A 25,733-nucleotide genomic window follows, 5' to 3' on the forward strand; every position below is an offset into this window, starting at 1 on the left:
GATGGTGGAGTATCCTGCTACGCGTCGGTGAACTGGGCTTTGTCTGCCCCTCCTGCCGGGTGCCTCCCAAGCGTGCGGACCACAGGACCACCACCACGGCAGCCGCCGCATTCGATCGCGACCCGCAGTCCCCTGGCCTGGGGTCCAGTGTTGTCCATATTCGAGTCGCGGCGTGAGCCTGGCCGGAAGTACTTGTAGGCACTGGCTTTCAACGGGCAGACGGTGACCGCACCGTAGCCTGCTGATGGTGAGGGAGGCGATGGGGAAGTGTGGCAGGCGAGCCGGTTGCTGGCCCGAGAGGCGTGCCTTCGGGTAGGTCTCTCCGGTGACGGTTTGGAGCCGGTGCGGTTGCATAGCAACGCCGTCTTCCGGTTACCCCAGCACCGGATGATCGTGCGGGTAGGTTCGGGTGCCGATGCGGTAGGCCGCGCGTCGCGTGCGGTGTCGATCGGCGGGTGGCTTCTTGCCTCTGGGTATCCGGCTGTGGTCCCTGTGGCCGGTTTAGGGCAGCCGGTGGTGGTCAATGATGCGGAGGGATTTCGGTACGCGGTGACGTTCTGGTGGGAGGCTGCCGTCGAGCCCGCTCCGCCGATTAGTCCTTCCGAGTTGGGGTGGCTTCTTCGTCGGCTACACGACTTGCCGAGGCCGCCGGTGGAGTTGCCGGCGTTTCGTCCGCTTGACCGGTTGATGGGGGCGGTGGAGGCCAGTTCGTGGCTCAGGGAGTCTGACCGGCGGTGGTTGTCTGGTCGGGCGTCCGAGTTGGAGGAGGCGGTGGCGGGGGCGGAGTTCGGGTTGGGTCCTGCTGGCCTGGTGCATGGTGACGCGCAGTTAACGAATGTTCTGCGGGTTGCAGGGGTGGGGCCTGTGCTGGCGGATTGGGATGGGGTGGCCGTCGCTCCGCGTGAGTGGGATCTCGTGCCGATGGCGGTAGAGCAACGTTTCGGTGGATCCGTGGAGTTGTTGGCCGAGTTGCTGTCCGCGTATGGCAGTGATCCGACCGGGGGTAGTGGTTGGCAGGTGTTGCGGGACATGTACGAGTTACGGTCGGTGGCTGCGCATATTCGGCGGGCGCCGGTGTCGCCGCCCCATGCGGTGGAGGCGGGAAGGCGGCTGGCGTCGCTGCGGTGTGGCGATGCGCGGGCCCGGTGGTTCGGAGTGGGCTGAAGGTGGCTCAGCTTCCTGTCGCGCGCAGGGTGAGGGTGAGCCGGTCGCGGAAGGTGGCTACGGCTGGCCGGTTGGCGTAGGGGGCGGAGTGGTCGAGGAGTGTGTGGAGCCGGTCGAGGACGCGGGTGGAGGTGGGCACCTCCGCAGCGAGGTCGAGGGCGGTGTGTCCGTCGGTGGCGGCTTGGTCTGCTTCGGCGAGGGTGAAGCGAGCGGCGGTGAGACTTACCTGGTGGAACACGGTGGATCGGCTGTATCCACCGGTGCGGTGCGCGAGGGCGAACAGGGCTTGCTTCTCGGCGTGTCGGGCTAGGGCTGGGGTGTGTATTGCGGCGTCCTGCCAGGCGAGGGCGGCGTTGCCGGCTAGTTCTGCGGCGTCGATGTAGGCCAGTGGGGCGTCGTCGGCGTGGGCGAGGAGGTCGACGGCCAACGCGGTGGCGTGCTGGATCTCGGGAACAGCGGTGGTGCCGAGTGGGGCGAGCATGCGGGCTTTGAGGTTCCAGAGCATGGCGGTCGCGGTCGGATGGTGGCCGCGGGGGAGGAGGTCGAGGGCGGCGTCGACCAGGCGTAGACCGGTGTCGGGGTGTCGAAGGGTGTGCATCTGGCGGGCCATGTCGGCGAGCAAATTGACTTGGAGCAGTAGAGCGCGAGGGTGGGTGGATTCGCGGGCGGCTTGGAGGCCGAGGGTGAAGTACCTTTGAGCGGGGCCGTTCATGTTGACGTCGTGGCTCATCCAGCCAACCATGCCGGCGAGTTCAGCGACGGCGGCGAGCATGCGGTTGCCGACGGCGTCGGTGTAGGAGGCGTCGCGGAGTAGGTCCACGGCGTATTTGAGTTGGCCGACGGCGGCTTCTCGGCTGAGTCCTCCGCCGATGGCCGCGTCTTGGGCACCGAAGTGGGCGGTGGCGGTTTCGATGCCGGTGACCGTGGCCATGGTGAGACGGTTCGTGGCCGGTGTGGTGCGGGCGGTGAGGCCGGTGCCGGGTGCGTTGAGCCAGCGCAGCGGCGGTCCGGTCAGTGCGGTGCCGACGGCGACGTCGATGGCGTCGTTGAGGAGTGTGCGCCTGGTCAGCATGTCGCTCCCGATGTAGGCGACCAGTTCGTCCAGCGTACGAGGCGCGACGCACGGCGCGAAGTGTGGCGGTAGGGGTGGACGGCCTTCTCGGAGCTGAGGCCAGATCACCGTGACCGGGATGGGCACACCCCAGGTGTGGCTGAGAACTTGTGCGACGAGGTGGGGCTGCTGGCAGGAGCCGCCGGTGAGCCACCGCTTGACCGCTACGTGGTCGTAGCTGAGGCGGAGCCCGCGACTTCGTCGACCGAGGTCCAGCTGTGTGTAACTGCGCCCTGACCGCCGAACTGCGCCGTCCCTGGGCGCAGCCCGCACCATCGTGGCGTTCTGCATGTCTGGGTGACACGTTGGCGGGGGCGCTCGCCCAGTGGCTGCGGGCACTGTAGCGTCGCCACGGTCTCAGTTTGATCGACGGGTGTCGTCGGTGGCTGGGGCCGTCGATTGTCTGCCTTTGTGTTTGGAGGTTCGATGTCGCTCACCGATGGGCCACGACTGGTTATCGAGGATCTCACGTCGCGGGTGTCGCCGTTCGATGCGCGCGAGCGCCAGGATCAAGCAGAAATCCTGCGTTGGATACGGTCTGGTTCGCCGTTGTTTCGCACTGTGCCACCTATGACGCCTCCGCAGCACCTGGCGGTGTATTTCGCCTTGTTGGATGAGGCGAGCAGGGCTCTCATGTTGGTTGATCATCTTAAGGCTGGTTGCTGGTTGCTGCCAGGTGGGCATGTCGATGACGGCGAGGACCCGCGGACGACTGTCGTGCGTGAGGCGCAGGAGGAACTGGGCATCGACGTCCGGTTTCACGAACGGCTGGGTGAGTCTCCCTTCTTTCTTTCGATGACGCAGACGCGGGGGATGCACAGTCACACGGATGTGACTCTCTGGTTTGTGGTGCATGGTGATCGGGCTGAGGTGATGACGCCAGACCCTGGCGAGTTCCGTGGGACGGGGTGGTTTGGTCTTGACGAGCCCGTTGACTGGTCGGCCTCCCATTTTGATCCGCATATGGCACGTTTTGTGGCTAAGTTGAGCGCGGCGCTGGTGACGAGTACCTCGGCGTGCTGATGCCGTCACCGGCAAGCTTGCGTTGACCCGATGGCGGTGGATAGTCAGAACGGAGGCGATCCAGAGGCACCCGTGGTTGACAGGTGTGCCTAACGGTTGGGGTGTGCCGACTTCATTCCGATTGGACGACGGCTCCGGTGGCCGCACACGCGGTGGCCGGCGCGGAGCGATGGCGGGGCGCGTGACTAGCTGGCGAGGGCTGCGGTCAACTGCAGGGAGGAATGGTCGGTGAGTTCCTGCAGGCGCGGTGCGTGATCGTAGGCGCACGAGGACAGGATGCTGCTATCTGAGATGAGGGCGTGGTCGAGTCGCTGAGAGCCGAATCGTGGGCTGACCCAGCTGTGATCCGCACCGTCGGGATGACATCTGCGGTAGGCGTCCGATAGGCCAAGGTCGAGCAAGCCCCGGTAGAAGGCGTAGTCATGGTCTTCGAAGCTGGGTAGGTGTGGCCGGTGGCCTGGCTCGACGACGTTGAGATCTCCCGTGATGCACAGTCTTGGGTGGAGTATGTCCGCCACGTATGCGGTGAATTGCTGTTGAAAGGCGTGGCGACGTTGGCTGCTGTCCGGGGTCATGCCATTGGTGGGGGCGTATACGCCGACCAGTCGGATGGTTCCGCCGGCCGAGGTGAGGTCGACGGCGGCGATCCGTGGGTCGAATCCGGGCGGCTGGAGGGCGTCGAGTCGGAAGCCCTTGGCTGCGACGACGGTGTGGAAGCGCTGGTCGCGCCAGCCGGGTGTGGTGTGGAGGAGATAGCCGTGGGCGTCGAGGGTGGTGCGGATCAGGTTGCAGGCCGGTCCGGGTTGGACCTCGGTGAGTACGAGGACGTTACTTCTGGTGGCGGTGAGCCAATCGACGAGGCGTTGGGCTCGGGCCGGGCTTGGGCTGTTGATGTTCAGGGTGCACAGGCGCAGCTCGGTGTCGGCTACACGGTCGTCGACGGTGGGTTGGTCCCCGAAGCCGGCGAATAGCAGGCCCTGCATGATGTCATCGCTCATCTTCCCTCCGTAGGGGCGGTGTTGGTGGTGGCAAGCTCCCGGACTCGCACGATCGTCTGATTGAGTTGGTCCGGTCTCATGATCTTGCTGTTCCGGGTTGCCGTGGTCTCCTGGGCGGCTCCGTACACCCAGAACGGTCCTGCTGCCTTGTCGAGGATGAGGAAGCGTTCCTTGGCGGCTGGGCCGCGAAGCAGCAGGGAGATGCTGTCGGCTTCGGCCTGGACGGTGTGGACGCTGGTGTGTTGCAGGGCGTAGGTCGAGCCGGGGTGTTCGACGCGTTCCAGGATGGGTGTCAGCTCCGCGGGGTCAGTGTCTTCGGTGAACTGGTCGTCGCGGCCGTAGAGGCGGTGCAGGTAACTGCCCCGCAGAATCCGGCTGGCGAACGGCCACCGGTGGTTGTGGGGCCGGTCGAAGTAGCCGTGGCGGTACAAGTGCAGCCGAAGGCGGACCTGGTGGTCTGGGCTGTCGTAGAGGACGAGTTTGTCCATGAAGTCGTAGCCCTCACACATGGGTCTGAGGTGGGCATCGGTGCTGAGGTTGTCGAGCAGAGCGGCGAGTAGGCCGGGCTCGTCGGTGATCGCGTCGAAGATCTTCCCCGCAGTGTGAAGGATGGAGCCGGTGTCGCCCCAGTCGATCGTGGTCATGGTGTGGAAGGTGGGGTGCGGGAGCATGGCAGCGGTCATGGGTCACGTCCTTGTGAGGAGATTGTCGGCTCGGGTGTCGAGGACACGCTTGAGGTGTGGGTGGAGCCGGTAGTATTGGCGGCCCGGTCCTTGCGGACGTCCCTCCGGAAGTCGCCCGGTCGCGGCCGTGTGCAGCGTCACGGCCCGCAGCAGGTCCATTTGAGCAGCTTTGACGCGGCTGCGAAGACCCGCGGGAGGCCGGTACGTGACGGTCGTGGTGGCGAGGATGTTGCCTTGGTCGACGGCGGCTACAGCTTTGTGAACAGTGCAGACGATGGGGTCGTTGTTGAGCACGGCCCAGCCGACGGCGTCCATGCCGCGGTACTGCGGGAGAGCTCCGTTGTGCGCGTTGATCACACCGAGACGGGCCTGGCGTAGGACCTGCTTGGGCACGATCGGCATGCCGATCAGCACAAGCAGGTCTGCGCGGTGATGGTTGACGATGCCGGTGACGTCGTCCCAGTTCCGTGCCAGGTGCTGCCGTGACTCGGGCAGGTGGGGCTGGGATCGTCTTGCCGGCGCGGCGGTCGGTGCCTCGGGTGGGTACCAGGCGCTGGCGTAGGCGGAGCCCTCGGGGATGGCGCTGTCAGGGGCGGCGTACCAGCAGACTGCGGTGACCGGTGACGGCTGTGGCAGGTCAGCGAGAAACTGCTGTGCTCCGGCGGATCCGGCACCGGCGAGGACCAGGATGGCAGGTCTTTCCGACGCTGTTGATGCCGGCCGGAACGAGGACGCGGACACTGCTGCGGACGTTAGCGGTTGGTACCTTCTCAGTCGTTCGGTGAGGGAGTGCGTGGCGTCGTTGAGCAGGCGCGCGGTGTGGGCGAGTGGGCCGGCGATGGACGGCCATGCGTCATCCGCTGGTGTAGGCCACCGGGTCCAGACTGCGCCGATGAGTTTGCAGGCGGTGTTGAGCAGTCGCAGGTCTCCGGAGGTGTGCGACAGGAGGATCCACCGGTTGGCGATCGCGAGCCACGCGCATGCCCGCGGTGCGCTCAGGCCGGTGAGGTTGTCCGAGACGGGTGGATGCCAGAGTCCGCATATTTCGAAGGCGTGCAGTAGCGCCAGATCGGATTCGCCCGGCTCGCTGTCGGCGGCCGGGTCAGCCACCGGTTTCGCCCAGCTGAGCAGGCGGTCGTCGGTGGGCAGGTCGAGGCGCCATATCTGATGCTCGTAAGCGGCGGTGGCAAGCCACCGGTGCGGCTTTGTGGGTGACGCAACGGCGGCGTCGAGGCGGCAGAGATCGGTGAGGGCGAAGTCGCCATCGAGGTCGCGTCGCACCGGGAAGCGGTCTGACCGGCTCGCGGCTGGCGGGAAGGCGGTCATGGCGTCATGCCGCGACCGCCGCGCTGACCTTGTTCAGCGCTGCGATATAGCCGTCGACGAACTCGTTGTCACCGGGGTACCCCCAGATGGGGATCTTGATGAAGGTGTCCTGGAACTGCCGCACACCGGGCAGATTCGGCGGAGTCACTGTGACGTGTTGATAGGGCGCGTGCGGGTCGGGTCGGCCGAACAGGGGCTCGGCGCTGATGTCGCGGGTAGAGCCGGGCACGTCCACCTCTGTTGCTCCTTCGGCGAGGCAGAGCTTGACGAACTTGTCGCGGGTCACCGTGGCGTTGTCCGGACTGAACCGTAGGCCGATCACGTATAGGCCATGTCGGCCGAGCTGGTGGGGCACCAGGGCCGTGGTGATGACGGGGTTGGCGGCGAGACTGGCGGTGACGCGATCGAGGATCTCCCGGCGGCGCTGTTCGATGTCGTCGGCGCGCTTGAGCTGATGAACTCCGATAGCGGCGGCGAGGGGATGCATGCGGTGTTTGAGGCCCATGCCGGTGTACGCGAACGGGTAGTAGTCGGCCTTCGGGCCGATCTCGGATTGGCAGCGCTTGTTGTAGTGGCCGAACAACAGGGCGAGGTCGCGGTACCGGCGATCGCGCATGGTGAGCATGCCGCCCTCACCGGTGGTGATGGCCTTCTGGTTGGTCGAGTAGACAGCCATGTCGGCGAGGCTGCCGACGTGGAGCCCGGCCCAGGACCCGAAGTGGGCGTGGGAGCAGTCCTCCAGCAGCAACAAGTCATGGTCACGGCAGAACGCAGCGATCGCGGTCATGTCGCAGGGGTTGCCCCATATGTGGGTGACGATGACGGCGCGGACGTTTGGTCGCAGTTGCACGGCGAGGGAGTCAGCGGTGACGTTGCCGTATTCGTCGGCGTCGGCGAAACGCACCTCGACGCCTTCGAATGCGAACGGTGTAGCGGTCGCGAGGAAGGTGTATGCGGGTGCGATGACGGCGTCGCCGGGGCACAAACCGGCGACGCGGCTCATGGCGTGGATCGCGGCGGTGCCACTGGCGAACGACACCGCATGCGGTGCCCCGACGAACGCGGCGAACGCCTGCTCGAAGTCACCGATCACACCGCGGCCGTCGCGCTCGGACAACGAGCGTCGGGTCTGCTCGATGATGGCGTGCTCAAGGTCGGCGTCGATGGTGGGCCACCGGTAGTGCGGGCCGGGCAGGTCGATCGTAGGGTGTCCGCCGTGGGCGGCGAGCATAGACATGGTGTGGGCCTCCTGCGGGTCAGGGTCGGCGTGTCGCTGATCCACGCGTTGCAGCGCGAATCTCGCTGATAACTGGAGCGAGGGTGCTGACGCAGGCTTCGATGCTCGATCCCGGATCGAGTGCGACGGTGCACCAGCCGTGGCGGGCGGCGTAGGTGAGCAGGTTGTCGAGACCCTGCTGCTGGTAGTCGATGAAGGTGTCGCGGCTGAGAGCGGTGTAACCGGCGTGCATACCGAGCTCGGCGGGTCGGAAGCGAGCCTGCCGGCGGTCGTAGAGCGCGCCGATGTCGGCGGTCAGCAGCACCACCGCATCGGGCATGCGGACGCGGCGGAAGATGGTCTGCAGGTCGGTGTCGGTGTAGCCCTGCAGCAGAAGCTTGGAGAAGAACTTGTAGGTCCACCCGTCGACGATGACGTCGTAGCCGGCCGTGAGCAGCGGCTGCACGACGGTGGTGGCGTGGGCGGTGAACCAGGCTGCCTGTACGCCGACCCAGAACGCGTCGGGCAGGTCGGGGGCGTCTCCGCTGTGCCAGAGCACGGTCGACAGTTGCCTCATGAGGTCGGCGGCGTACGTAGAGGTAGCCGAGATCTGTCGCCGACTGACGAACACCAACTCCCGTTCGGCCCCATCAGCACCGAGGCGGGCAACTGCTGCGGGGTAGGTGAGGTGGCCGAGCCGCGCGGCCAGGGTTGACTTGCCGACCCCGTCCGGGCCCTCCAGTGCGATGAACCGTCCCTGCATGCGCCCCTCCACATTCCGGTCGGCTTCGGCTCGCTTGCTCATGCGCCGCACGCTTCGGCCGCATTGATCAGCCGCCAGCCTTCGGTGTGCTGCCAGCGGTGCAGCTCGTGTTGTAGGACGGCGGCGGAGTCGGCTGGTAGCTGCGGAATCAGAGCTTCGACCGTGCTGGACATAGGGGTGTCAAGGGCAGCTAGTTGCTCGTCCATGACGTTGCGCAGCCGATGTTCGAAGTCCTCGGCGACGCCGTTGACGCTGGTGGTGTCGATGAGGGTGAGCATGGCTGTCAGCAGGGTGAAGGCAGCGTCCTTCATGATGACGCGGGCGTGCCGCACGTGGTGGCGTGGGCCGCCGTCGAGGATCTTCTCGAGACTCTTGAGGGTGTAGTCGAGCGCGAAGTGCCGGTCGATCCATAGCTGCGCGTTACGGGAGCAGACCCCGATGCGCCAGTCGGCGAACCGGGCGTCGATGCGCCCGAGCGAGGGCCGAGCCGCACCGGCCAGGCCGACCGTCTGCACCCTGCGGGTGTAGGCGGCACCGGTCAGGCACTCCATCGATACCAGCATATATGAGATCGCGGTATAGAAGGGTCGGCCCGTGCTGTGCTCGGCGACGAAGGCATCGTCGCGTACCCCGTCGATGATGTCGGCGACGCTCAGCTGTGGCAACGGCTGTAGCAGCAGATCCGTGCGGGCCTGGAACCGGTGCGTCTCGGTGAGTTCGCTGGCGTTCATCAGTTGGTCGAAGGTGATGTACGTGAACCGGGTGGGCACGCCCAGCGCCGACAGTGTGCGGATGGCCAGGGCGTTCTGCTCACCGGTGGTTTCCTTGTTGAACCGCTCCAGGATCGAGGTCACCCCCGATTCGACGCCGAACAGCATTCGGCGTAGGCCGTGGGCGACCAGGTGTCGCCACATGTCGGCCCGTTCGACATGCCAGGTCCGGTCGCGGGTGGGATCGACGACCTGGTCGACTCGGCAGGAGGACTCCCAGTGAAACCCGGCCGCGTGGATGGTCTCGGCAAGGGTTTTCACGCGGCCGGCAGCATCCGGGCCGGCGCCGATAGCCTCCTCGTCGACCAGGTACAAAGTGCGGGAGACCTCGGGGTGGCGGTCGAACACCTCACCCATTTCCTTTATGATCCAGTCGAGTCGATCCGTGTTGCCACCCGCCCATGTTCCTTTGTGCCCGCGAGGACAAAACGAGCAGAAGTTGGTGCAACCGCGGGATGCCTCCAGTTGGGCGACGCCACGGTGGTCCAAGGTTGCGTCGAGGAGGTCCAGTTCGGGCAGGAAGTCCGTCTGCGCCCGGTTGGTAACTCCCATGGTCCGTTGCCGTGCGATCGCCAAGCCACCGCCGCGGGGGGCGCCGCGATAGCCGATGCCGCGAATCTCCGGCAGGCGCAGGTCGCCGTGATAGTGGGAAAGGACATCGGCGATGGTCGGTTCCCCGGCGCCGCGGGCCACGAGCAGATTCGGGTAGCGGTCGAGCAGCAATCCCTCATTGCGGGCGGTCAAGCTTCCGCCGGCCACGACCAGTGGTGGCGTGGGCAGGGCGCTCAGGTGGTCGATCAGGTTGACCATCAGGTCGTGTTGACCGAACGTTGCGGAGACGCCGACGATGTCGGGCTGCCAGAGATCGACGGTGGCTCGGACATCGGGCAGGGTGACGCCGAGCTGCATGTCCATCAGACGGATCTGCCCCAGCAGGGTGGCGCGGGCAGCACGGGCGAGGTCGGAGATTGCCAGCGGAAACCGGGGCAGCGGAAACCACTCGGGGTGATACAACGCGACCAGCAGCATCCGCGGCCGAAGCAGCCGGATGATGGCATCGTCGGTCAAGGTGGCGGACGACAGCCACTGCTGCGGGTGATGGATGGTGATGCGGTCGTCCGTCCACGCTGGCCAGCGACGGGTGGCGTGTGGCTCTCCGGACAGATCCGCGACGGTCCAGCCGCCGCCGGTCGAGTGCTCGGCGATCAGTAGGCGGCGTTCGAGAGTGCCGGTCACTGCGAACCTGCCCGGCAGCAGCGGCATGAGCGCCGTGGTCACGGCGGTCACGTCCGTCATGGGCAGGTGGTTCAGCTGAGTGAGGGCTTCGGCGGCCAGGTCGAGGCCGGTCGTGTGGGCGATCGTCTGTTGAAGTCTGCGGTGGGCGGTCATGTTGGCGCTGGTGAGCATCGCGGTCACCCCCTCGGTGAAGAGCGAATATCACATCGAGTTGCCTTGCTATCTCTCTTTGTGGAGATCGCAGGGCATGCGGAGACGCGGCGGGACCGACGTGGCGGTACCTCCGGGTTCCGTGCGCGCTGTCAGGTGGTCGGTGCCACCCAGATGAGGTCAGCGGAGAGAGCAGAGTGGTCGGACAGGCCGTCACTGCGCGCGTGGTGTATGTAGCGGCAGCCGGAGGCGGTCAAGGGTTGGTCTGTCGTGCAGAAGAGGTGGTCGAAGCGGTAGCCCGCTCCGGAGCGTCCGAACCAGGAGTGCTCGGCGCGCTCGGGGTGGTGCATGCGGTACAGGTCCGTATAGCCCGCCGTGGCGAAGCTGCGGTAGAAGTCGTACTCCCACTTGCCGAAAACCGAATGATGCGGTTGGTGCCCGGGTTCCACCACGTTGAGGTCACCAGCGACGACCACGGGGAGGTCGTCCGAGAAGACGGTCGGCAGGCGGGACAGTAGTGCGGAGGTGGCGTCCTGAAAGGCCCGCTTGTCAAGGTTGCGACGTGCACGTGGCCCCCGCGACGGGACATACAGCCCCACCAGACCCAACCGCCACCCCGCCGGATGGCTGATGACCGCGCCCGCAGCGCGATGCGGCAGGTGCGTCACATTCAGGGGCATCACCTGGAGCTCGCCGACGCGAGTGGCGAGCAGCACCCGGTAGTCGCGCCCCCCGGACACGGGGAGATGCACGCGATAGCCGTGGGCTGCGAGCGATTGCGCCAAGCTGTCCCCCGATGCGCCGCCCGCCACCTCGGTCAAGGCGATGACGTCTGCGTCGGGCTGCGCGGCAAGCCAGGCGGCCTGCCGCAGACCTCGGGCCGCGCTGGCGTGCTGGACGTTCCAGGTCAGCACCCGTAGCGCAGCCCGTTTCATGGCCAGGGCGGCGTCAGGTGACGTCTCTGGCGGGATCTCACGGACGATCATCGTGCCGTCTCCGTTTGTGGGAGCTCGTCGGCGAAGACCTCGCCACGGGCGTCAAGCATGGTCTGGACCCGCGACATGATCGCTCGTGCGGCCGTGATGGTAACGGCGTCTGGCGGTTCACCAAGACACCCGAAGTTCATGTCGGCCTGGTCGGCGCTGGTAAAACCGACAAGGACCGCGGCGTGGGTGGAGCGGCTCAGGCAAGACCACAACGCGATCCGGATCAGATCCGCCGTGGTGGCGCCCGCCACCTCGCGAAGCTCATCTACTCCTGCGGATATGACCGCCGCCGCTTCCGGCCCGAACCAGCGTTTGCGGCTGCGATGATCACCCCAGCCGAAGAGACGCTCGTTGCCGGGCCGGTAGTTGCCTGTCAGCAGGCCCTGACCTAACGGTTTGTTGACCAGGACTCCGCAGTCATGAGCATCGGCGAGGGCGAAGATTCCGGCGGAGCGGTCGGCCGGGGTCAGCAGGTTGTCCCGTACCGCGAGCACCTCCGGGTTCACGACGTCGAACAATCCGCGGAACCGCGCGATCTTGTCACCGCGCAGACGTGGCGTCGTCGTAAGCCGATCCAAGGCGAAGCGATGCGGCCCGCGCATACCGATCGCCCGCACCAAGCCTTCGGCTTGGAAGCCACGCATGGCCAGGACCGCACCTTCCAGATAGCGATCGTCCGGCCCGAAGTCCTGGTGATGTAGGAAATAGATGTCCAGGAAGTCCACGCCGAGGTTTTGCAGGCTTTGTTCCAATTGACGACGCATGTGGCGCGGGTCGTACCCGTGTGCCGCTGTGCCGGCGAAGTAACCGACTTTCGACGTCAGAACGACGTCACCGCGAGGAACCTGTGCGACCAGGCCAGCGAGGCGTCGTTCCGAACGGCCGTGACCGTACACGTCAGCCGTGTCGAACAATGTCACCCCGCGCTGGAAGGCCCGCTCAAGAGCAGCGAGGGCAGTGCTGTCGTCGATCTCAGACCAGCCCATCGGCATGCCCAGGTTCTCGTCCGGACCGCCCAACGGCCAACAGCCCGCGCCCAACGCGGACACCTTGATGCCCGTGCGTCCGAGCGTGCGCTGCGGCAGCGGCTCACCCGGCATCCTGTTCATCGTGCCTCCCGACTGCCGTACCGACTACATAGGCCGTGTGTTGGTCGACCCTCATCTATCCCCGAACATGCTCGCCTGTTACGCCTTGAGACGACGATGCCGTCCGACCAATGTTGGCCCAGATCCCGGGGCTGGAGATGCCGCACGCCACTGAGTCACATGGGAAACGACCGAGCCGCTGTCCGGCAAGCCCGTCGGACACTTCCGACGACGCGCCCTCATAGAATCGCTGCTCAGGCCCATGCTGACAATCATGCGACGTTGCCACTCAGCGGTACACTTCCGGACATCACCGGACGCCCCCAACCCTCGCCTGCGAACGGCGACTCGGATATCGATCCGACCATCGTCGGTTCGCTTGCTGAACTCGCCCTCTGTCTCAACCGGCTGCGTGCTCAGGCAGAGATCTCCTACCGTGATCTTGAGCAGTGGGGAAGCCGCCATGGCACACCGCTGCCGCGTAGCACGATGGCCGACGTCTTCGCCGGCCGACGGCTACCGCGCAAACAAGTTCTCCTCACGTACTTGCGCGCCTGCGGCGTCGACCCACAGAAGGACCGACGGTGGCTAGCCGCCTGGTACCGACTCGCTGAACAGAGAACCGCACCCCGACAAGCGACCCCACCGCAGTCGCACCCGATGACAGAAGCCACACAGCGAGTCCTCGACGAAGCACTCGCAATCCGCAACGCCGCCGAGCGCGACGCCGCAGCGCTACGGGCAGCCGCCAGGGAGGACATCGCCCACCTGCGAGCCGAGGCCGAACGCGAGTCCCACTCTCGGCATGACATCCACGCCACGCTCGCAGCCGACATCCGAGATGCAGGGCTGGTGCGAGTCGGCAGCAATTACCTCAACGAGCTCGAATGGGAAGAGCTCTTCGCCGGAGTCCGCCAACTCGACATCTTCGTGGCCTACGGGCAGACCTGGCGAAACCTCCACGCCCGCCACCTTCACGACCTCGCATCCCGCCCCGGCAGCCGAATCCGAGTGTTCCTACCTGATCCAGACGATGACGTAGCCATCGCCATGCTCGCTGACCGGTTCGCCATCACCGTCGGTGAGCTGAGGAGACGAATCGAGGCCACGCGTCACGACTACGAGCTCCTGCGCCAACCAGCCGGAGCCGAACTCGAGATCCTCTACCGACCAGGCGACCGGTTGTACTCCTTCTACCGACTCGACGAGACCGCTGTCCTTGGGATGTACAGCCACAGCCGAAACCGAATGCCCTCCATCCCAGTCCTCGTCTGCAGAGCCCCCGGGAGTCTCTACCAGTTCATCACCGACGAACTACGCAACATCGAACAGCAGAGCCGCCGGGCCTGACACAGCGCCCACTACTCAACGGCTCGGCCTGCCGACTTGGCTATCATCCTCTGTGCACAAGCTGCGGCCTCCGCCAGCGAAGCATGACCGACCGCATGAACCGACTGTCAGCCAGGGTCAACATTACGGTGCAGTTGATCTATGTCCGGCCGGATATCGTGATGCGCTTCCCCACTTGACCGGCGGTACGGCGCGACCATCTCCATGCCGGTCGAAGCACCGATATGCCTTCCTCATGTGTCATCGATAGCGTTGCCAGATTGCCGATCGATCGCCAGCTAGATAGGTGCGCAGTCGATGTCCCAACGTGTGTGCCACCTCGGGCCTACCTGGGAGCTTGTCCAACACGCTCGTCACAAGTTGCAGCTCGCGTACCTCTCGAAGGAGTGGCCAGGAGGACGAACTTGTCAGATCGAAACCGTAGGCTGCCGCGAACTGCTTGTACGGCTCGTTGGATTCGCCGAAACGAACGAAACTGTGAACCAGCGGCACCAAATCCCACTCTCGGGGGCCGACGGCGAGGGAGTCGAAGTCGCAAAGTCGGCCGGCCAGCAGGTTCCCCACGTGGGCGTCCCCGTGTATGAGGCCCGTAGGCAGCTGCCACGTAGCAGCCGCGATTTGCCCCTCCAAGTCGTCGCACTGGTCTAGGAGAAGCGCCACGAGGCTATCGAGAGACATCCCCACTTCACGGGACACCCACCGCTCGGTGAACAGCAGATCGTCGGCTGGAAGCGCGCTGAGACCGCCTAGTCGGCGACGAGCCGTCGTGATGGTTGCCCACTGTGGCAGGTACGACGGACTGTCGGCGATGGCGTGCAGACGTGCGAGCGGTGCGGCCAGTTCAACCGGCTCTGGGCGGCCTTCCGCGTGGGGGAGGTAGTGCCAGATCGTGGCCACCCACTGGTCGGCGATCACCGGCTGGTCGAACGTCTCGTCCAGGTCGACCACTGGTACCTCATGCTGCCTGAGTAACGCCACACCACGGACTACTTTCTCGGCTCGTTCCTGAGCAGCGCCCCCTCGGGAGAGCCGGAGCACCCGGTTGTCGAGCTTGTAGACCGCGTTGATCGTGTATCGCATGAGCTGGGCCTCGCCCGAGTTCAGCCCGGTTTGCCGGCGGATCGCACCGAGCCCTCGTCGGATCTCCTCTGCGGCCTCAGCAGTCAGGTCGGTCGACATACCTGCCAGGTTAGGTCAAGTTGCTACGAGCTCCCGAATGGCTGCCACCACCGCCGCCAACTCTTTGTTCCGCTGTGGCTCGATGATGTCCGCGACGTCGCGTAGCCGGTCCAGTAAGCGACGGGAACGTACGTGTTGGGCTGCGCTCAGGACCGCCTCGGTATGCAGTGCCACCTTGGCCCCCTCACCGAGAAGCGCGTATCCCAGCGCCATCGTGACGTGGTCGAACGCTCCGCTGCGCGAAGACTCGGTCCGCCGCTCTAGTGCGCGACCAGCGTGGCTCACGGCGAGGACGGCATGTTCCCTCCGATACTTCGAGTGGCGAGCCAACGCGGAGTGAACGACTCCCGACATGCCATCCAGATCAGCTGGCTGGAAAAAGAACCTCGCCCACTGAGGCACCTGCATGTCGTCCGATCTGTCGATTTCGTCTCGGGCCCGCGCAAGCGAGTCGCGCATCGCTGCCGCATTCCCCATCAATGCATGAGCCCACGCGATATTCGCATGCAGAATAGCGACTGAAGCCAGTGAATTCGAGTTCACCGCCACGATCTGCCCCAGCTGAAATAGATGCAAAGCCTCGGCGGGATTTCTTTGATGGATGCTAACGCGACCGAGCCGGTAGTAGGAATCCGCCATCAAGGTCATACTGCCGGCTTTCTGCGCGTAAACAAGACCCTGAGCAAGGTGACGACGCGCTTCCATATGCTCACCTAAATCGTGAGACATCCATCCGACCAGGTTATGCAGGCTCGCCAGCTCCGCATGAATGGCAGCCGAGAGTTCCTCCGGGCAGCACCCATCACGGATCAGGCAGCGCGCCCAAACCAGGTAGCCTAAGGCGGAGTCGCGGCATGAACCGCCGCCGTACATGGCATCCAGCTGTCGATGGCGCTGAGTTATCTCACGAACGGTGGCTATGGTCTCCGGGTTCACCGTGGCAGGCACAGCACCCAGCCACTCCCCAGGCTGAGGCAGCCATCCCTGCACATCAGGCGTGCCGCCTACAGCGAAGCCGGCCAAGGCGGCGATGAACTGCTGACGCTGCACGGGCTCCCAGAGCGGCTCCGGCTCGGGAGGATGATCCCGATGCCCGGCTGGCTCGTACCCTAGGCCCATCAACCCGCGAGGAATACCGAGTCCTTCCGCGATACGCGTAAGGACGTCATAGGCCATGACTTGACGGCCGTGCGTGATTTCGTAGACCTCCGACGCGGCGAATCCAGCCAGCTCCGCAATACGTCGCTGCGTCATGCCGTGACGCCGGTTCAAGAGCGTGAAGATCTGCCCAATGTTTCGATGCGCGAGCGCATCGCGCATCGCCGGCTCGTTCCACCACGTTGGATCGGGCCGCACCGTCTGCGAAAGGCGATCTACGTTCACACCAACCCCATCAGCGACAAGACATTGGAATCACCATAGCTGAAATCCGGCGACTCTTGGTGAGCCGGTAGGCAAGCTGACTAGTCGCGCTAGTCACTCCTGGCTACCGGAGCTACCCGTGCCGAACTGACCCGCCACACGGGTTCCTGCCACCGGCTCGGTTTGCCATCGTCGAGGTGATTCCAAGCTCGATCGCACTGATCAATTTTCGGTTGGCGTCGCAGCCGGGAAGAGCGCTCGCAGTGCGTACGTCGGTCAGGAGGGGCTGGGTCCGGCGTTGCCAAGCCCGAACATCTCAAACGAACTCCAATACGTGTAGAGGTCTGCTGTGCCCGTTGCTCGAAGGCTCACGTTTCTGCTGGCACTTCCGCTGACCGCGACCGTGCTGTTCGCAGCGTGGGGAGTGGTGTCGACTGGTCAGCAGGCCCGTGGTGCTGATCGGCTTCAGGCGCTGGTGGCGGTGTCGGCCGTTTCGGGTGAGGTGGTCGACGAGTTGAGCCGGGAGCGCCTGGTTGCGGCGCAGTTCCTGACGGGTTCGTCCGCCAGCGTCGACCCGCTGTTGGCGCAGGTGGCCCGTACGGATCGGGTGGTCGCCGGCTACCGGCTGCGGCGTGGCCGGTTCGGTGCCGGGGATGTTGAGGCGGGGCGGTTGTTCGCGGCCTTCGATGGGCAGCTCGGGCAGTTGCCGGCGTTGCGGGATCAGGTGCGGGGCCGGTCGGTGTCGTTGACGACGATGCTGGTGCGTTACCGGGTGGCGGTCTCGCAGGGGTTGGCCGTACGGGAGGCCGTGGGGCAGGTCGGTGGCGCGGACGCGGAGATCGCCGAGCAGTTGCGGGTGGCGGCGGCGTTGTCGCGGGCTTCGGGGTACGCGGGTGTCCAGCAGACCACGGTCCTGGCCGGCAATGGCGTGGTGGTGACGCAGGCGGCGCAGCGGGAGCTTGCCGCCGCCCGTGCCGGCTATGAGGAATCGTTGCTGACGGTGGCCGACGGATCGTCGGGTCGGTGGCGGTCGTGGTTGGACCAGGCGTTGACCGGGTCGGGGGTACTCGCCGCCCAGCGGTTCGATGACGAGGTTTCCCGGGCGCGGGTGGGGTCGCGGTTGCGGGTCGACGCTGCCGACTGGGTGCGGGCCACCGGGGAGCGGCGCGATCGGTTGCACGGTGTGCAGACCCGGGTGGATGCCGACATCGCCGCCGGGGTGGCCCGGCGGCGGGCCGCGCAGTGGGCGACGACGGCGGTGCTGACCGGTGCGGCGCTGGCGTTGGTGGTCGTGGCGGGGGTGTTGACGGTGTGGCAGGGGCGGGCGTTGGCGCGGCGGTTGCGGCGGGTCCGTGACGCGGTGACCCGGGTGGCGTCGCGGGATCTGCCCGACCTGGTGCGGCGGGTCTCCGCCACCGATCCGGGTGACCGGTCGGCGATGCCGGCGGCTCCGCCCGCGCTCGCTCCGACCGGTCGTAGCCGTGACGAGATTGACGAGGTCACCGCCGCGTTCGACGCCCTGGCCCTGACCGTGTACGAGACGGCTGCTGATCTGGCGCGGCAGCGGTTGGTGGCGGCGGGTGCGGTGGAGGCGGTGGGGCGGCGGTGTCAGGGGATGGCGCACCTGTTGATGCGGGAGTTGGACCGGGCGGAACGCGACGAGGTCGACGAGGGGACGTTGGCGACGTTGTTCGCGGTGGACAACTTGGCGGCGCAGTTGCTGCACGCGACGCAGAGTCTGCTGGTGTTGTCGGGTCGTGCCCTCGGCTCGGTGCGTGCGGAGCCGGTGGCGTTGGTGACGGTGGCGCAGGCGGCGTTGAGCCGGATTCGGGAGTACCGGCGGGTGGTGGTGGGGTCGGTTGACGGGCGGGTGTGGGTGCCGCCGGCGTTGATCGACGATCTGGTGCACCTGTTGGCGTCGCTGCTGGACAATGCCACCCGTTACAGCCCCGGCGAGACGGTCATCAGTGGGCATCTGCTCGGTGACCAGGTGGTCGTGCAGGTCATCGACACTGGTGCGGGCATCACGCCCGATCTGATGGTGCGGTTGAACGCGGAGCTGGCCGCGCCGGCTCCGATGATCGCCGTGGAGCACATCCGCCGGCAGGGTGTGGCGACGGTGGCGATGCTGGCCGCCGTACACGGGCTGCGGGTGCGGCTGGTGGCGGGTCAACCGCAGGGAACGGTCGCGGTGGTGGAGATCCCTGTCAGCGCGGTTTTGATCGCCGCACCACCGCCGCCGGTGGTGTCGGCGGGGCTGTTCGGGGGTCGTGGTGCGGCGGGCGGTGCCCCGGAGTCGGCGCTGCATGCGCCTGAGGCGGTGTCGCCGGTGGGGCATGTCGGGGTGCCGGTGTTGCGGGTCCGCCGTCCGGGTGGTCATGGCGTGGACGTTCCGACGCAGGCGTTGCCGTTGATTCCGGCGCCTCGCCTGCCGCTGGAGGGGCAGTCGACTCTGGTCTGTGAGGGGGCGGTCCGGCAGTCGCCTGTGTCGCCGTGGTTTGTCGAGGGCGCCACCGTTCATCTTCCTCCCGCCGGGCCTGTGCCTACCGGTGGTGTCGCGATGACCGTGAACGGTCTGCCGAAGCGGCGGCCGAGCGTCGCGTTCGCCCCGCCGCCGGTGTCTGTCGGGCCGCCGGGACGTGGTCCTGGTGGGTTGGTGGGCACGGCGCGGGCGTATCAGCGCGGCCTGGGCCGCCGAGTTTCCCAGTCGAAGGAAGGTCAGTGATGAGTGATCTGAACTATTTGCTGTCGAACAATCTTTCCCGGGTGTCGGGGGTCAGTCAGGCGGTGGCGGTGTCCGTCGACGGGTTGTTGCTGGCCCGTACCGATGGTCTCAACCGTGCTGCCGCCGAGCGGCTCGCGGCGGTGGCGGCGGGGTTGCGCAGCCTGCTCAACGGGGCGGCGCGGGACTTCGGGGCGGGCGGGGTGCAGGGCACGATCGTCGACCTGGATGGTGGTTACCTGCTGTTGACCGCGCTCAGCGGCGGGGCGTCGTTGCTGACTCTGGTGTCCGGCGAGGCGGACCTGGCGTTTGTGACCGAGGAGTTGCACCGGTTCGCCGATCAGGTTGGTGACCACCTGACGCCGGGGTTCAGCGCGGCCCTGGTCGGGGCGGGACGCAGATGACGCTCACACCGACCGTCACACGCCCGCCCACACCGGTGTCGAGGCTGGCGGGGGTGAAGATCGTGTTGACCGGGCCGTTCGGGGTGGGTAAGACGACGCTGGTCGGCGCGGTGTCCGACATCGTCCCGGTCACCACCGAGGTTCGCATGTCGGCAGCCGCCGCCGAGGACGTCTCCCACACCCCGGGCAAGACCACCACGACGGTGGCGATGGACTTCGGCCGCCTCGACGTCAACGGGGTGACCGTCTACGTCTACGGCACCCCGGGCCAGGAACGGTTCTGGTTCATGTGGGACGCCATCGTCCGGGGTGCGGCCGGGTCGGTGGTGCTGGTCGACACCCGGCGGCTGGCCGACTCTTTCCGGCACCTCGACTACGTCGAACATGCCCGGCTGCCGTTCGTGGTGGCCGTCAACGACTTCACCGACGCCGACACCTACCCGCTCTCGGCCATCCGCGAGGCGCTGACCCTCGGGCCGGACGTGCCGATCGTCGACATCGACGCCCGGGACCGCGACAGCGTCCGCCGGCTGCTCATCACCCTCATCGAACACGTCCTCACCCGCACCCGGCCCGCCCAGCCCCTTGAAGGAGCACCACGATGACCCGTCTCCGTAGCCGGCTGCGACGCGGACTCGCCTCGGCGACCGCCACCGCCGCTCTGCTGACCGCCGCCGCCTGTGCCAGCACCCCTGCCGACCCGGACGCCGTGCGCATCGGACTGCTGGTGTCGCTGTCCGGCACGTACGCCACCGTCGGGCAGGACATGCAGGCCGGTTTCCGCCTCTACCTCGACTCCCACGGTGGTCGGCTCGGTGGCCGGAAGGTCGACCTGGTGGTGGGTGACGAGGGTGACGGCCCGGCCACCGCCGTCCCGGCCGCGCAGAAACTCCTCGAACGCGATCGGGTGGTCGCCCTGACCGGCCTCGTCGGCGGGGCGACCGTCGACAAGGTGCAGGTTCTCACCACCGCCCGGAAGATCCCCCTGCTCGGCGCGAACGCCCGCCCGGCGTTCACCTCGGAGGGCGGCAAGCCCCGGGATCTGACCTACACGTGGCACACCTCCTACAACTCCGACGAGCCGGGCATCGCCATCGCCGAGCACGTCAGATCCCAGGTCGGTGACGGTGCGGTGTATGCGATCGGCCCCGATTACCAGGGGGGCTGGGACGAGCTGCGCGGTTTCACCGACACGTTCACCCGCCTCGGTGGGAAGCTCGCGAACCCCGACGGGAAGGCGCTGTTCACGCCGTTCCCGGCCACGGAGAACTTCCTGCCCTACCTCAACAAGGCCGCCGCAACGAACCCGGAAGCCGTCTACACCTTCTACGCCGGGGCGGCGGCGGTGGCCTTCGTCAAGCAGTACGCCCAGTCCGACCTCAAGGACGTGCCGCTCTACGCCGCCGGGTTCCTCACCGAAGGATCAGTCCTCACCGCCCAGGGCCCGGCCGCCACCGGCATCCGCAACGTCCTCAACTACAGCCCCACCCTGTCCAACGCCGCCAACCAGGCGTTCATCGCCGCCTGGTCCGCCGCCGGGAACTCCAGCCCACCGACCACCTTCGCGATGGCCTCCTACGACGCCGCCGCCGTCCTCGACCGCGCCCTCGCCGCAGTCGCCGGGAACGTGACCGGCCCGAAACTCAACGAGGCGATCGGGAAGGTCGGGCGGGTCACCAGCCCGCGCGGGGACTGGCAGTTCGAACCAACCGAACACCGACCGGTGCAGCGCTGGTACCTGCGCGAGGTCCGCGCCGACGGCCCGGTGCTGTCCAACGTGCTCGTACAGGACCTCACCACTCTGCCCGCCACCTGAGGGGAGTGGTTCGCATGGGCACCTACCTGATCCCCGGCCTCGACGGCATCGCCTACGGGCTGCTCCTGGCCATCGCCGCCGCCGGACTGACCCTCGCCTTCGGCGCAGGCGGCGTACTCAACCTCGCCCACGGCACCCTCATCGCCGCCGGCGGCTACGTCGCCGCCACCACCAGCACGGGCAGCTGGCCGAGTCTGATCTGGGCGATCCTGGCGGCATCGGTAGTCGGCGCCGTCGGCGGTGGTGTGCTCGCCGCTCTGACCGCAGCCCTCGCCGGACGAGGCCACCTCGACCAGGCGCTGCTCACCTTCGGTATCGCCCTCATCGGCGCAGACCTGCTCACCACCGTCTTCGGCGCGGACATCCGACGCCCCCGGCTACCCGCCGCCCTGGACACCACCCTGACCATCGCCGGCCACCCCTACCCTGCCGACCGGCTCGCGGCCCTCACCGCCGCCGTGGCTATCGCCGCCATCGGGTACGGAGTGCTGCACCGCACCCGCGCCGGGCGGCTCATCCGCGCCACCGTCGACGACCGCCACATGGTGGCCGGTATCGGTGTCGACCCCCGCGTCGTCAATGTCGTGGTCCTGGTCGCATCCGGGGCGCTCGCCGGCCTCGCCGGGGCGCTGTGCACGCCGATCCTCGGGGTCGGACCCGGGACCGCGCCGACAACGCTGCTGCTGTCGTTGGTCATCGTCGTCTGCGGTGGCCTCGGATCGGTGCCCGGCGCGGTGGTCGCCGCGATCGGCGTCGGCCTGGTCCAGACCATCGGCGTGATCACCATCCCCGCCCTCGCCCCGTACCTGCTGCTCGGCGCGATGGCCCTGCTCCTGCTCACCCGCCGCCGGACCCTGCCCGGGATGCCCGGATGACCGCCCGCCTCCCGCTCCCCCACAGCTGGGACGACCTACGGCGATGGGTGCCCTGGCTGCTCCCCCTCACCGTGCTGGCGGCGGCGTCGGACGGCTACTGGCCTGCCACCGTCGCCCGGATGCTGCCCCTGGCACTGCTCGCGGTCAGCGTCGCCACCGTCACCGGCGCGGCCGGGCTGCCCACCCTCGGGCAGGTCGCCCCCTACGCCGCCGGCGCCTACACCACCGCCCGCCTCGCCCTGGCCGGCCACACCCTCGCCCCCGTGCACCTCACCGCCGCCGCACTGGCCGGCGCGGCCACCGCCGGACTACTCGGCATGCTGCTGGTCCGGCACCGGGGCACCGTGGTGTTGATGCTCAGCCTCGCCGTGGCGGAACTGACCACAATCACCGCCACCCAGTGGCGCACACTCAGCGGCGGCACCGACGGCCTCGCCGGCATCCCCGCCCCACACCTGCTACCCAGCACACCAGCATTGACCGCCGACCGACCCGTGCTGCTCTACGCCACCGCCGTCACCGTCGCCACTACCGCCGCCACGATGCTGCTACTGCACCGACACCACCTGCTCCTCACCGCCGTACGCGGCAACGAAACCCGCGCCGCCGCCAGCGGCCACCCCGTCACCACCTACCTGTGGCTCGTGCACACCGGCGCGGGAGCCATCGCCGGAACCGCCGGGGCACTGCTCATCCACACCCACCAGTGGATCACCCCCGCCGACATCGGCTTCGACACCGCCGCCCTGGCCCTGCTCGCCGCCGTCATCGGCGGCACACACTCCCCACCCGGAGCCGCCATCGCCGCAGTGCTCGTCCTCGGCGTGCGAGACGTGGCCGCCGCCGACTGGCCCGGCCACGCCCCGCTCCTCCTCGGCGCCCTGTTCGTCGCCGCGGTCTACCTGCTCCCCGGTGGCCTGACCGCCGTCCCCGCCCGTCTTCACAAGGGGGTGCGGCGGGTCCAGGAGGCCGAGAGACCCGCACCGCTGCCATCTGCTTCCCGGAGGTCCCCGTGACCACTCAACACGTCGACGCCGTCGACCACCTTCCCTCCCTGCGGGACCCCGCCGACATCGACCGCGCCCACGGTGCAGGCCTGGTCGCCACCGGCCTGCGCCACGCCCACCAACAGCTGACCGTCCTCGACCTCGACTCCTTCGCCATCGCACCAGGCGACCGGCACGCGGTCATCGGCCCCAACGGCGCCGGCAAATCCACCCTGCTCAACCTCCTCGCCGGCAGCACCCGGGCACAGACCGGCACCATCACCTACCAGGGGCACACCATCACCCGCCGAGGCAGCGCCTGGCGAGCCCGCGCCGGCATCGGCCGCACCTTCCAACACCCCACCGTCTACCCCGACCTGACCGCCCACGACTGCGTACGCATGGGCGGCTGGCACCACCGCCACCACCCGGAACGGACTCCTCTGGAACTCCTCGAACTGGTCGGCCTCGCCAGCCGGGCCGACGATCCGGCCACCACCCTGTCGCACGGGCACCGCCGGATGCTCGACCTCGCGGTCACCCTGGCCGGACAACCCCGGGTGCTTCTGCTCGACGAGCCCGCCGCCGGACTCACCGACACCGACCTCACCCGACTCCTCGACATCCTCGGCACCCTGCCCGGATGGATGGCGGTGATCCTCGTCGAACACCACATGGACCTCGTCGCCGCCCTCGCCAACTGGATCACCGTGCTGCACCACGGCCGCCGACACCTCGACGGACCCGCCCACCACATCCGCGCCGACCCCACCCTGCGCGCCCTCCACCTCGACAGCGCGCAGGCCGGCCATGCTGCACGTCCGTGACCTGACCGCCGGCCACCACCCGGACACCCCGGTCGTCCGATCGGTGTCGTTCCACCTGCCCACCCCCGGCGTCTACACGATCGTCGGCCCCAACGGCGCAGGGAAAACCACCCTGCTGCACACCCTCGCCGGCCACCTCCGCCCGACCAGCGGCCGGGTCGTCCTCCACGGGCGGGACATCACCGGCATCCGCCCCCACCACATGGCCCGCGCCGGCATCGCGCTCGCCCCACAGGGCCGACGGCTATGGCCGTCACTGACCGTCCTCGACCACCTCACCATCACCCGCCCGGTCAACAGTGCCGGCTTCGGGGTGGAGGAGCTGCTCGACCTGTTCCCACCACTGGCAGCCCGACGGCGGCACCACGGCCACCAACTCTCCGGTGGCGAACAACAGATGCTCACCATCGCCCGCGCCCTCCGCACCAACCCACGGCTGCTGCTGGCCGACGAACCCACCGAAGGACTCTCCCCCACACCGCCGGCCAGGTCACCGCCGTACTCCGGGACCTACCCGACCGGGGCGTCACCGTGCTCGTCGCACTCCCACAAGCCCACCCCGCGACCGCCGTCACCGACCGCGTCCACACGCTGAACGCCGGACAGCTCGGTGACCCGCCGGCAGGTCGACCTGCTGGTGGACGACCACCCTCACCCTCACCCCCGCCCACCCGAAGTAGCCACCCGCACCCGCACCGACCGCCGCTGGTGGGAGGCACCCACCACCACGACTGAGCCACCGGCCAGCCCAGCCGCGCAGACACCACGCCCCCGCAACCGGTGGACCGCCCCCACCCCACAACCCTGCCCACTTGTGAAAGCGAGCCCACGATGACCACCACCGGCCAGCACTACCAGTTCCGCAACAGCCCCCACCAGCTCCACCCCCTCCAGGACGTCCTCGACCCCCACACCATCCGAGAACTCGCCCGGGTCGGGGTGAAAGCCGGTATGCGGGCCCTCGACATCGGCGCCGGCGCCGGCTCCATCACCCGCCACCTCGCCGGCCTCGTCGGACCCGACGGCAACGTCACCGCCGTCGACCTCGACACCCAACTCCTCAACCCCACCAGCAGCATCGACGTCTACCAGCGCGACCTACGCACCCAGCCCATCCCCACCACCCCCGACGGCTATCACGTCATCCACGCCCGCTGCCTACTCGAACACCTGCCGAACCGGATGGACCTGCTCCGACAGGCGATCGACCTGCTGCGCCCCGGCGGATGGCTCGTCCTCGGAGAGATCATCTACTCCCGCATCATCGTCCACCGTGCCCCCACCGAACCCGACGCAAGCCTCATCACCCGCGTCATACACGGCGTCCTCGACACCCTCGCCGACCACGGCGTCGACCTGCACTGGGGCGAAACCACCCCCGCGCTACTGCTCGCCGCCGGCATGAACCACGTCCACGCCCGCAGCCACACCGAAACCTGGACCGGCGGCGGACCGGGCTGCGCCCTCTACGCCAACAACACCCACCAACTCCACGACCACCTCACCGACACCGGCCTCACCGTCGAAGACCTCGCCCGGTTCACCGAACTGATGGCCGACCCCTACGTCGTCGTCTCCAGCTACCAGTTCACCACCGTGCACGCCCAGAAACCCGAACCCACCCCACCATCCTGAGCCTCCCCACCTGATCGACCCAGTGGCTGCTGCCTGCCACCACGACACCAAACGAAGGTCAGG

General features: G+C 67.6%; 23 protein-coding genes. 12 read left to right on the top strand and 11 right to left on the bottom strand.

Annotated features, from left to right (window positions below; genetic code table 11):
* Positions 1-342: 342 nt before the first annotated feature.
* Positions 343-1,164, top strand: a complete 822-nt coding sequence (locus Q2K16_RS21745; protein WP_368052575.1) for a phosphotransferase family protein — start codon at positions 343-345, stop codon at positions 1,162-1,164.
* 7 nt (positions 1,165-1,171) lie between these two features.
* On the opposite strand, the gene Q2K16_RS21750 is transcribed toward Q2K16_RS21745, so the two are convergent.
* A complete protein-coding gene (locus Q2K16_RS21750) occupies positions 1,172-2,566 on the bottom strand; it encodes an NsdA family TPR-like regulatory protein (protein ID WP_489671799.1) in 1,395 nt (464 codons plus the stop codon).
* A gap of 135 nt (positions 2,567-2,701) precedes the next feature.
* Here Q2K16_RS21750 and Q2K16_RS21755 point away from each other — a divergent pair, with 135 nt between their 5' ends.
* Complete coding sequence (locus tag Q2K16_RS21755; RefSeq protein ID WP_302739730.1) at positions 2,702-3,298, top strand: NUDIX hydrolase; 597 nt, start codon at positions 2,702-2,704, stop codon at positions 3,296-3,298.
* Between the two features lie 185 nt (positions 3,299-3,483).
* Here the strand turns inward: Q2K16_RS21755 and Q2K16_RS21760 are convergent, their stop codons facing one another.
* From Q2K16_RS21760 to Q2K16_RS21795, 8 genes are all read right to left on the bottom strand, one after another.
* Positions 3,484-4,296, bottom strand: a complete 813-nt coding sequence (locus Q2K16_RS21760) for an endonuclease/exonuclease/phosphatase family protein (protein WP_302739731.1) — start codon at positions 4,294-4,296, stop codon at positions 3,484-3,486.
* Entirely contained in the window at positions 4,293-4,940 is a 648-nt protein-coding gene (locus tag Q2K16_RS21765) for a hypothetical protein (protein WP_302739732.1), read from the bottom strand. The genes Q2K16_RS21760 and Q2K16_RS21765 overlap by 4 nt, the downstream gene beginning before the upstream one ends.
* 42 nt (positions 4,941-4,982) lie before the next feature.
* The gene (locus Q2K16_RS21770; RefSeq protein WP_302739733.1) at positions 4,983-6,305 is read right to left on the bottom strand and encodes a formyltransferase family protein; all 1,323 of its coding nucleotides are present in this window, start codon (positions 6,303-6,305) and stop codon (positions 4,983-4,985) included.
* A gap of 4 nt (positions 6,306-6,309) precedes the next feature.
* A complete protein-coding gene (locus tag Q2K16_RS21775) occupies positions 6,310-7,542 on the bottom strand; it encodes a DegT/DnrJ/EryC1/StrS family aminotransferase (protein ID WP_302739734.1) in 1,233 nt (410 codons plus the stop codon).
* A gap of 19 nt (positions 7,543-7,561) precedes the next feature.
* The gene (locus Q2K16_RS21780; protein WP_302739736.1) at positions 7,562-8,326 is read right to left on the bottom strand and encodes a dTMP kinase; all 765 of its coding nucleotides are present in this window, start codon (positions 8,324-8,326) and stop codon (positions 7,562-7,564) included.
* The gene (locus tag Q2K16_RS21785) at positions 8,323-10,461 is read right to left on the bottom strand and encodes a B12-binding domain-containing radical SAM protein (protein ID WP_489671800.1); all 2,139 of its coding nucleotides are present in this window, start codon (positions 10,459-10,461) and stop codon (positions 8,323-8,325) included. The genes Q2K16_RS21780 and Q2K16_RS21785 overlap by 4 nt, the downstream gene beginning before the upstream one ends.
* A gap of 131 nt (positions 10,462-10,592) precedes the next feature.
* Positions 10,593-11,426 carry an endonuclease/exonuclease/phosphatase family protein gene (locus Q2K16_RS21790; RefSeq protein WP_302739737.1) on the bottom strand — a complete coding sequence of 278 codons (834 nt, stop codon included), beginning with the start codon at positions 11,424-11,426 and terminating at the stop codon, positions 10,593-10,595.
* Positions 11,423-12,535 (bottom strand): aldo/keto reductase, encoded by a 1,113-nt coding sequence (locus tag Q2K16_RS21795; RefSeq protein WP_302739738.1) that lies wholly within the window; start codon positions 12,533-12,535, stop codon positions 11,423-11,425. Before Q2K16_RS21795 ends, Q2K16_RS21790 begins: the two co-directional genes overlap by 4 nt.
* Positions 12,536-13,174: 639 nt before the next feature.
* Here Q2K16_RS21795 and Q2K16_RS21800 point away from each other — a divergent pair.
* On the top strand, positions 13,175-13,864 hold the full coding sequence (locus Q2K16_RS21800) for a restriction endonuclease subunit S domain-containing protein (protein WP_302739740.1): 690 nt from the start codon (positions 13,175-13,177) through the stop codon (positions 13,862-13,864).
* A gap of 240 nt (positions 13,865-14,104) precedes the next feature.
* Here the strand turns inward: Q2K16_RS21800 and Q2K16_RS21805 are convergent, their stop codons facing one another.
* Entirely contained in the window at positions 14,105-15,043 is a 939-nt protein-coding gene (locus tag Q2K16_RS21805; RefSeq protein WP_302739741.1) for a phosphotransferase, read from the bottom strand.
* 15 nt (positions 15,044-15,058) lie between these two features.
* Positions 15,059-16,363: a helix-turn-helix domain-containing protein gene (locus tag Q2K16_RS21810; RefSeq protein ID WP_302739743.1), complete on the bottom strand. Its 1,305-nt coding sequence runs from the start codon at positions 16,361-16,363 to the stop codon at positions 15,059-15,061.
* A 523-nt stretch (positions 16,364-16,886) separates the two neighbouring features.
* Here Q2K16_RS21810 and Q2K16_RS21815 point away from each other — a divergent pair.
* The 9 genes from Q2K16_RS21815 (at position 16,887) to Q2K16_RS21855 (ending at position 25,670) form a co-directional block, all read left to right on the top strand.
* Positions 16,887-19,130 (top strand): sensor histidine kinase, encoded by a 2,244-nt coding sequence (locus tag Q2K16_RS21815; protein WP_302739745.1) that lies wholly within the window; start codon positions 16,887-16,889, stop codon positions 19,128-19,130.
* Positions 19,130-19,531, top strand: a complete 402-nt coding sequence (locus Q2K16_RS21820; protein ID WP_302739746.1) for a roadblock/LC7 domain-containing protein — start codon at positions 19,130-19,132, stop codon at positions 19,529-19,531. The genes Q2K16_RS21815 and Q2K16_RS21820 overlap by 1 nt, the downstream gene beginning before the upstream one ends.
* The gene (locus tag Q2K16_RS21825) at positions 19,528-20,136 is read left to right on the top strand and encodes a GTP-binding protein (protein ID WP_302739748.1); all 609 of its coding nucleotides are present in this window, start codon (positions 19,528-19,530) and stop codon (positions 20,134-20,136) included. The genes Q2K16_RS21820 and Q2K16_RS21825 overlap by 4 nt, the downstream gene beginning before the upstream one ends.
* Positions 20,133-21,347 carry an ABC transporter substrate-binding protein gene (locus tag Q2K16_RS21830; RefSeq protein WP_302739750.1) on the top strand — a complete coding sequence of 405 codons (1,215 nt, stop codon included), beginning with the start codon at positions 20,133-20,135 and terminating at the stop codon, positions 21,345-21,347. The genes Q2K16_RS21825 and Q2K16_RS21830 overlap by 4 nt, the downstream gene beginning before the upstream one ends.
* A 14-nt stretch (positions 21,348-21,361) precedes the next feature.
* Complete coding sequence (locus Q2K16_RS21835; RefSeq protein WP_302739752.1) at positions 21,362-22,222, top strand: branched-chain amino acid ABC transporter permease; 861 nt, start codon at positions 21,362-21,364, stop codon at positions 22,220-22,222.
* Positions 22,219-23,238 (top strand): branched-chain amino acid ABC transporter permease, encoded by a 1,020-nt coding sequence (locus Q2K16_RS21840; RefSeq protein WP_302739754.1) that lies wholly within the window; start codon positions 22,219-22,221, stop codon positions 23,236-23,238. The genes Q2K16_RS21835 and Q2K16_RS21840 overlap by 4 nt, the downstream gene beginning before the upstream one ends.
* Complete coding sequence (locus Q2K16_RS21845) at positions 23,235-24,035, top strand: ABC transporter ATP-binding protein (RefSeq protein WP_302739755.1); 801 nt, start codon at positions 23,235-23,237, stop codon at positions 24,033-24,035. Before Q2K16_RS21840 ends, Q2K16_RS21845 begins: the two co-directional genes overlap by 4 nt.
* A complete protein-coding gene (locus tag Q2K16_RS21850; protein ID WP_302739757.1) occupies positions 24,019-24,630 on the top strand; it encodes an ABC transporter ATP-binding protein in 612 nt (203 codons plus the stop codon). Before Q2K16_RS21845 ends, Q2K16_RS21850 begins: the two co-directional genes overlap by 17 nt.
* Positions 24,631-24,866: 236 nt before the next feature.
* Entirely contained in the window at positions 24,867-25,670 is an 804-nt protein-coding gene (locus Q2K16_RS21855; RefSeq protein ID WP_302739758.1) for a class I SAM-dependent methyltransferase, read from the top strand.
* Positions 25,671-25,733: the final 63 nt, after the last annotated feature.

The organism is Micromonospora cynarisoli (genome assembly GCF_030518815.1).
Taxonomy (GTDB): domain Bacteria; phylum Actinomycetota; class Actinomycetes; order Mycobacteriales; family Micromonosporaceae; genus Micromonospora; species Micromonospora wenchangensis.